5 protein-coding genes and 1 pseudogene are annotated in these 6,498 nt (G+C 41.1%); 1 reads left to right on the forward strand and 5 read right to left on the reverse strand.

Annotation, left to right across the window (positions count from 1 at the left end):
* The 4 genes from L655_RS0101670 to glnA form a co-directional block, all read right to left on the reverse strand.
* Window positions 1–686, reverse strand: a 686-nt coding sequence (locus L655_RS0101670) for a sigma 54-interacting transcriptional regulator (protein WP_024603876.1), incomplete at its 3' end; no start/stop codon positions are given.
* A 14-nt stretch (window positions 687–700) separates the two neighbouring features.
* A complete protein-coding gene (gene glnL / locus L655_RS0101675; RefSeq protein WP_024603877.1) occupies window positions 701–1,771 on the reverse strand; it encodes a nitrogen regulation protein NR(II) in 1,071 nt (356 codons plus the stop codon).
* 82 nt (window positions 1,772–1,853) lie between these two features.
* Complete coding sequence (locus tag L655_RS0101680; protein WP_024603878.1) at window positions 1,854–2,375, reverse strand: DUF4124 domain-containing protein; 522 nt, start codon at window positions 2,373–2,375, stop codon at window positions 1,854–1,856.
* A 114-nt stretch (window positions 2,376–2,489) separates the two neighbouring features.
* Window positions 2,490–3,896, reverse strand: a complete 1,407-nt coding sequence (gene glnA, locus L655_RS0101685; protein WP_024603879.1) for a glutamate--ammonia ligase — start codon at window positions 3,894–3,896, stop codon at window positions 2,490–2,492.
* A 507-nt stretch (window positions 3,897–4,403) separates the two neighbouring features.
* Here glnA and typA point away from each other — a divergent pair.
* Window positions 4,404–6,227, forward strand: coding sequence for a translational GTPase TypA (typA, locus tag L655_RS0101690; RefSeq protein ID WP_002961123.1), 1,824 nt, complete (start codon window positions 4,404–4,406; stop codon window positions 6,225–6,227).
* Between the two features lie 4 nt (window positions 6,228–6,231).
* Here the strand turns inward: typA and L655_RS1000000127655 are convergent.
* Window positions 6,232–6,498 (reverse strand): annotated as a pseudogene (locus L655_RS1000000127655) (hypothetical protein); the annotation flags it as partial.

The following is a 6,498-nucleotide window of genomic DNA, read 5'->3' on the forward strand; positions in this document are numbered from 1 at the left end:
TTGGCTTGCTCAAAGCGGCCTTTACGTACGCTATCTGCGCCCGTAAATGCGCCTTTTTCGTGGCCAAATAACTCTGACTCAACTAGCTCTTTTGGAATGGCTGCCATGTTAAGTGCAATAAATTGATTTTCTTTACGTGGACTATGGTTGTGCAGGGCGCTGGCGACAAGTTCTTTACCTGTGCCAGATTCACCATTTATTAATACGCTCATGCTAGAGGCCGATAGTTTACCTATCGCTCTAAACACTTCTTGCATAGCGGGTGCTTCACCAATAATGTGGGCACTTTTTGGTGGAGCTTGCTTTCGCTTAGTTTTTTTAGTGGAGTTTGCTCTGCACGCGCTCTCGACTAGCGCCACTGCTTCGTTTAAATCAAACGGCTTAGCTAGGTATTCAAAAGCACCTTTTTGGAATGCATTAACTGCAGAGTCCAAATCTGAGTGGGCAGTCATTATAATAACTGGCAGCCCAGGGTTTTGCTCTGCGATAAGTTCAAGCAACGCCATACCATCCATGCCTGGCATTCTAACGTCAGAAACTAAAACAGTAGGTTGGCTAAACTTTAGTGCGCTTAGTACATCTTGCGCATTAGCAAAGCTCTCCGTGTTAAACCCTGAACGGGTTAGTGCCTTTTCAAGTACAAAGCGAATTGAGGCATCATCATCTACAAGCCAAACTGTTTTCATGCAAACTCCAAACATTAATCTGCAAAGGGCAGATAGATATTAAATTCAGTATGTCCAGGCCAGCTATCGCATTCTATATAGCCATCATGTTGATCTATCAGCGTTTGCGCTATTGAGAGTCCTAACCCTGAGCCATCTTCTTTATTGGTGATCATAGGGTAGAACAGTGTTTCACGTACACTGGGATCAATACCTGGTCCGTTATCAGATATTTGGATCAACAAGGCTTTTTTAGGTGCTTTACCTGGGCGACGATGCTGATGATTAATGCGGGTTTTTATTGTTATTTCACCGCCATTTACAAGCGCCTGCTGAGCATTTCGAACAATGTTTAATACTACTTGCTGAATTTTACCTTGATCAATGTATACATCAGGAATGCTTGGGTCGTAATCCTTAACCAAGCTAATGTTAGAACAATTATCTAACGTACTTAGTCGTGCAACTGATTCAAGTGATTGATGTATATTGCCATACGATTTTTGCGGAAGCTGATTTGGCCCTAAAAGCCTATCTACTAATTCGCGTAATCGGTCAGCTTGCTCAATGATAAGTTCAGCACATTGGTCTCTTTCTTGTTGATCAACCTCATACTGCAATAACTGCGCCGCTCCGCGAATTCCACCTAAAGGATTTTTAATTTCGTGAGCTAAGCCTCTAATTAGATTTCGGGCTGCTTGGTATTGATGCATTTGATTAGACGCTTGGTCGTGCTTAATTTCGTCATCAGTTTGGCGCCACTCAAATAAAATATAAAGTGAGCCATCAAACTTAATTTGTCGTGTACTTACGGCTACTTTTGCATGGCGAGAATCGCTAAAAACCACGTCAGCTCTGTGCTGCTGGCAATCTACACCTTCAACTAATGAGTATTGTTCTATACGCTGCAAATCGATTGAATGGTAATTAAAAAGACTGTCGAAAGGCTGATCTAATAGGCGCTTGTTACCAAGGCCAAGCAGTTCGCTAGTACTGGTATTGGCATAGACAACGGTGAAGTTTTTATCAAGCAACATGATAGCGGTTGTTTGATTTTGCCAAATAGCATCGAGTAGCTCAGGGCTAAAGTTTTTATTATTAATCATAGCTGCACCATTTTAGTGCGTTGATGTTTGCAAGCAAGTTATACGGTAAAATACACTGCTGCACGATTAGTAATACCCCAATTTAATTACTTAGGCTTAGCCCTTTTCGGTGCATAAAAAACATACAGGGCTCGCTTGTAGCAATAACTTGGTTTTTACTATTAAAAAGCTTTAATTGTAGTGTGTGCTGACCACGTTCTACATCCCTTATTGCAAAGGTTGAGCTGTCACTGGCAGGGCCGTGTGCTTTACCATCAATAAAAAGTTGTATAGTAAAACCAGTTTCAAAGCGCGGTTTTATTCGGCTAGTAACATAAACAGTGCCGGTATTTTCACGAATAGTCTGGTTATGATCAGGTGAGGAAATGGCAATACTAAAGGCCGCTTGTTGAGGCTGGGGTTGCTCGTCAAAAATGTCAGTATTTGTTGCAGGCATATTAAGATCTTGGCTGGTAAGCTTTACCTCTTTAGCACCTCTATGAGGGGTGTCAGAGAACACTAATACGCCATTTTTATCTTTCCAAGCGTATATTTTTGTTTCACCGGCATAACCATAATTACTTAATCCTAAAGTAATTAATAGTAATAAAATCTTGTTATTCACTCTGCAGCCCTGCATTTTTATCGGTAACTTAACTTTAGTGGAGATTGACTAATTTTACCATTAAAAAAGCCCGCAAAGCGGGCTTGAGAACACACATATTTTTTACAGCTTATATTAACAGCTGTAGTACATTTCAAACTCAACTGGGTGAGTTGTCATGTTAAGCTTTTCAACTTCTTTAGACTTAAGTTCGATGTAAGCATCGATTAAGTCGTCAGTGAATACGCCACCTTGAGTTAAGAATTCACGGTCTGCGCTAAGTGCAGATAGTGCTTCGTCAAGTGATGCTGCAACAGTTGGAATTTCTGCTGCTTCTTCAGCTGGTAAGTCGTATAAATCTTTATCCATAGCATCGCCAGGGTGGATCTTGTTTTTGATACCATCAAGGCCAGCCATAAGCATTGCTGAGAAAGCAAGGTATGGGTTAGCTGTTGGATCCGGGAAGCGTACTTCAATACGACGACCTTTTTCAGATGGAACCACTGGGATACGGATTGATGCAGAACGGTTACGTGCAGAGTACGCAAGCATAACTGGTGCTTCAAAACCTGGTACTAAACGTTTGTACGAGTTAGTAGATGCGTTTGCAAAAGCGTTAATTGCTTTAGCATGCTTAATGATACCGCCAATGTAGTAAAGTGCATCTTCAGAAAGACCGCCGTACTTATCGCCAGCAAAAAGGTTAACACCGTCTTTAGCAAGTGACTGGTGACAATGCATACCAGAACCGTTATCACCAACAACTGGCTTAGGCATAAACGTTGCTGTTTTACCGTATAAGTGAGCCATGTTATGGATAACATATTTCATTTCTTGGATTTCATCCGCTTTTAATACCATTGTATTAAAGCGAGTAGCAATCTCGTTTTGACCTGCTGTTGCAACTTCGTGGTGATGTGCTTCTACTACTTGACCCATTTCTTCTAGAACTAGACACGTAGCTGAACGCCAATCTTGGAAGTCATCAACAGGAGCAACTGGGAAGTAACCGCCTTTAATACCTGGACGGTGACCTGTGTTGCCATCTGCATATTCTTTATCTGAGTTCCAAGCAGCTTGCTTAGAATCAATTTTGTACATAGAACCAGACATATCTGATTTGTATTTAACGTCGTCAAATACGAAAAACTCTGGCTCAGGGCCAAATAAAACTGTATCTGCAATACCTGTAGAGCGCATGTAATCTTCAGCACGCTTAGCAACAGAACGCGGGTCGCGCTCATAACCTTGAAGTGTTGAAGGCTCTACTACGTCACAACGTACGATTAATGTTGATTCTTCAGTGAAAGGGTCTAGTTTGATTGATTCAGCAACTGGCATTAATACCATGTCTGATTCGTTTATGCCTTTCCAGCCTGCAATTGAAGAACCGTCAAACATTTTACCGTCTTCAAAAAAGTCTTCATCAACTTGGTGATGAGGAATAGATATATGTTGTTCTTTACCCTTAGTGTCAGTAAAGCGTAAATCAATGAACTTGACGTCATTTTCTTTAATAAAATCTAAAACCGATTGTGACATGTGTCCTCCAACTATTGGGTTTTGTTATTGCTGCATAATTGCTTTGGGATTTACTAAGCTGATTTTGTGCCATTTTTATAACTAGCTGTTTATAAATTAAAAAAATATCGTTGCATCAAAATGGAATGTACAAACGCACTATATTGGTGCGTAAATTTTCCTTTTTGGTGCAAAATTTACAGGGCACAATTTGCTGCTAATTTAATCGCTCGGAAATAGCATAACCTAAATGCAAAAGAGTACCAAAAAGATCAGCAAAATAGCCAAAAAGGCTGTTTTTCAAAAAAAATTTGAAATTTAATTCATATAATTGTCATATATAAAACAGATACTTAGTAAAAGTATTGAGAAAGTTTTGAAATTTATATTGGATAAACTTTCATCCATGTCATTAATGAGGGATAATATGCGCCCTTTTAAATCCTATGCTGGGACATCTCGCGAAAGCGTGGATGAGTGCGTAGATCTTGCAGGATCAATGAGAATTTAATTTCTCTGAGTAAATATATGAGCATCGAACAGTTAAGAAATATAGCGATTATCGCGCACGTTGACCATGGTAAAACAACACTGGTTGACAAACTACTTGAGCAATCAGGTACATTAGAAACACGCGGCGGTAACGAAGAGCGCGTGATGGACTCAAACGACATTGAGAAAGAACGTGGTATTACCATTTTGGCTAAAAACACAGCCATTTCTTGGAATGACTACCATATCAATATCGTAGATACCCCGGGACACGCCGATTTCGGTGGTGAAGTTGAACGCGTACTTTCGATGGCTGACTCAGTATTATTACTTGTTGATGCTCAAGAAGGTCCAATGCCGCAAACGCGTTTCGTTACGCAAAAAGCATTCGCGCAAGGCTTAAAACCAATCGTCGTTATCAATAAAATTGATAAGCCAGGCGCTCGTCCAGATTGGGTTATGGATCAAATCTTTGATTTATTCGACAACCTTGGCGCGACTGACGAACAGTTAGACTTTAAAGTAATCTACGCTTCAGCAATCAACGGTTGGGCAACACTAGATTTAGACGAACCATCAGACAACATGGAACCTATGTTCAAGATGATCGTTGAAGAAGTATCACCACCGGATGCAGATCCTGAAGGTGACTTCCAAATGCAAATTTCTCAACTAGATTACAACTCTTATGTTGGTGTAGTTGGTATTGGTCGTATAAAACGTGGTTCTGTTGCTCCTAACCAACAAGTTACTATTATCAGTGCTGATGGCACTACACGTAATGGTAAAATTGGTGCAGTACAAAGCTACCTAGGTCTTGAGCGTATCGAAACTGATAGAGCTTACGCTGGTAACATCGTAACTGTAACAGGTATTGGTGAGCTTAAGATTTCTGATACAGTTTGTTTCCCAGGAAACGTTGAAGCATTACCACCACTAAGTGTTGATGAGCCAACTGTAACAATGACATTCTCTGTAAATAACTCACCTTTCTGTGGTAAAGAAGGTAAGTTTGTAACGTCACGTAATATCCGTGAGCGTTTAGACAAAGAATTAGTACACAACGTAGCACTTCGCGTTGAAGATACTGCTAGCCCAGATAGCTTCCGTGTTTCTGGTCGTGGTGAATTACACCTAGGTATCTTAATCGAAAACATGCGTCGTGAAGGTTACGAGCTTTCAGTTTCTCGTCCAGAAGTTATCTTACGTACTGTAGATGGCGTTCTAGAAGAACCGTTTGAAACAGTGACTATTGACTGTCAAGAAGAGCATCAAGGTTCTGTTATGGAACAAGTTGGCCTACGTAAAGGTGAACTTACTAACATGACTCCAGATGGCAAAGGCCGTATGCGTTTAGACTTCATGATCCCAAGCCGTGGTTTAATTGGTTTCCAAACTGATTTCATGACGCTTACTTCGGGTTCTGGTCTTATGTACCATACGTTCGATCATTATGGTCCTCATAAAGGTGGCGCTATCGGTGTTCGTAAGAACGGCGTAATGATTGCAAACGCAACTGGTAAAGCACTTACTAACGCATTATTCAACTTACAAGAGCGCGGCCGTTTATTCATCGGTCACGGTGTTGAAGTATACGAAGGTATGGTTATCGGTATTCATAACCGTGATAACGACCTTACAGTTAACGCCCTTAAAGGCAAGCAGTTAACTAACGTACGTGCATCTGGTACTGATGAAGCGCAAACGCTTTCTCCGCACCTTAACTACTCACTTGAGCAAGCGCTTGAGTTCATCGATGATGACGAGCTAGTTGAAGTTACTCCACTAAACATTCGTATCCGTAAGAAACACCTTACAGAAAACGAACGTAAACGTGCGGGTCGTGCACCTAAGTCATAATCTATTAATTTAGAATAATGATTTTAAAAGCCGCTGTATTGCAAAATACAGCGGCTTTTTTGTTTGCCCAGCGAAGCTGGCAAACCCGATAGGCTGAAAGATGCCTTATCACCCTGACTAAGGGGAAGATAATCTGAATGGCAAGGGCGTCACTGGCCAACGGTGGGGTCTGAAGGAAGCCATAAGAAGTTAGAGGTACACAACTAACCGTAACCTGTTTCGGCAGTATTGGTGGGTCAGCGTGCAAAATAGCGCAACGCCCTATACTTAG

Origin of the sequence: Pseudoalteromonas sp. TAE79, assembly GCF_000498015.1 — a bacterium.
Lineage (GTDB): Bacteria > Pseudomonadota > Gammaproteobacteria > Enterobacterales > Alteromonadaceae > Pseudoalteromonas.

Excerpts from the sequence above, each read along its gene's own strand:
- glnL (WP_024603877.1), bottom strand. The coding sequence starts at position 1,771 with ATGATTAATAATAAAAACTTTAGCCCTGAGCTACTCGATGCTATTTGG.
- glnA (WP_024603879.1), bottom strand. The coding sequence starts at position 3,896 with ATGTCACAATCGGTTTTAGATTTTATTAAAGAAAATGACGTCAAGTTC.
- typA (WP_002961123.1), top strand. The coding sequence starts at position 4,404 with ATGAGCATCGAACAGTTAAGAAATATAGCGATTATCGCGCACGTTGAC.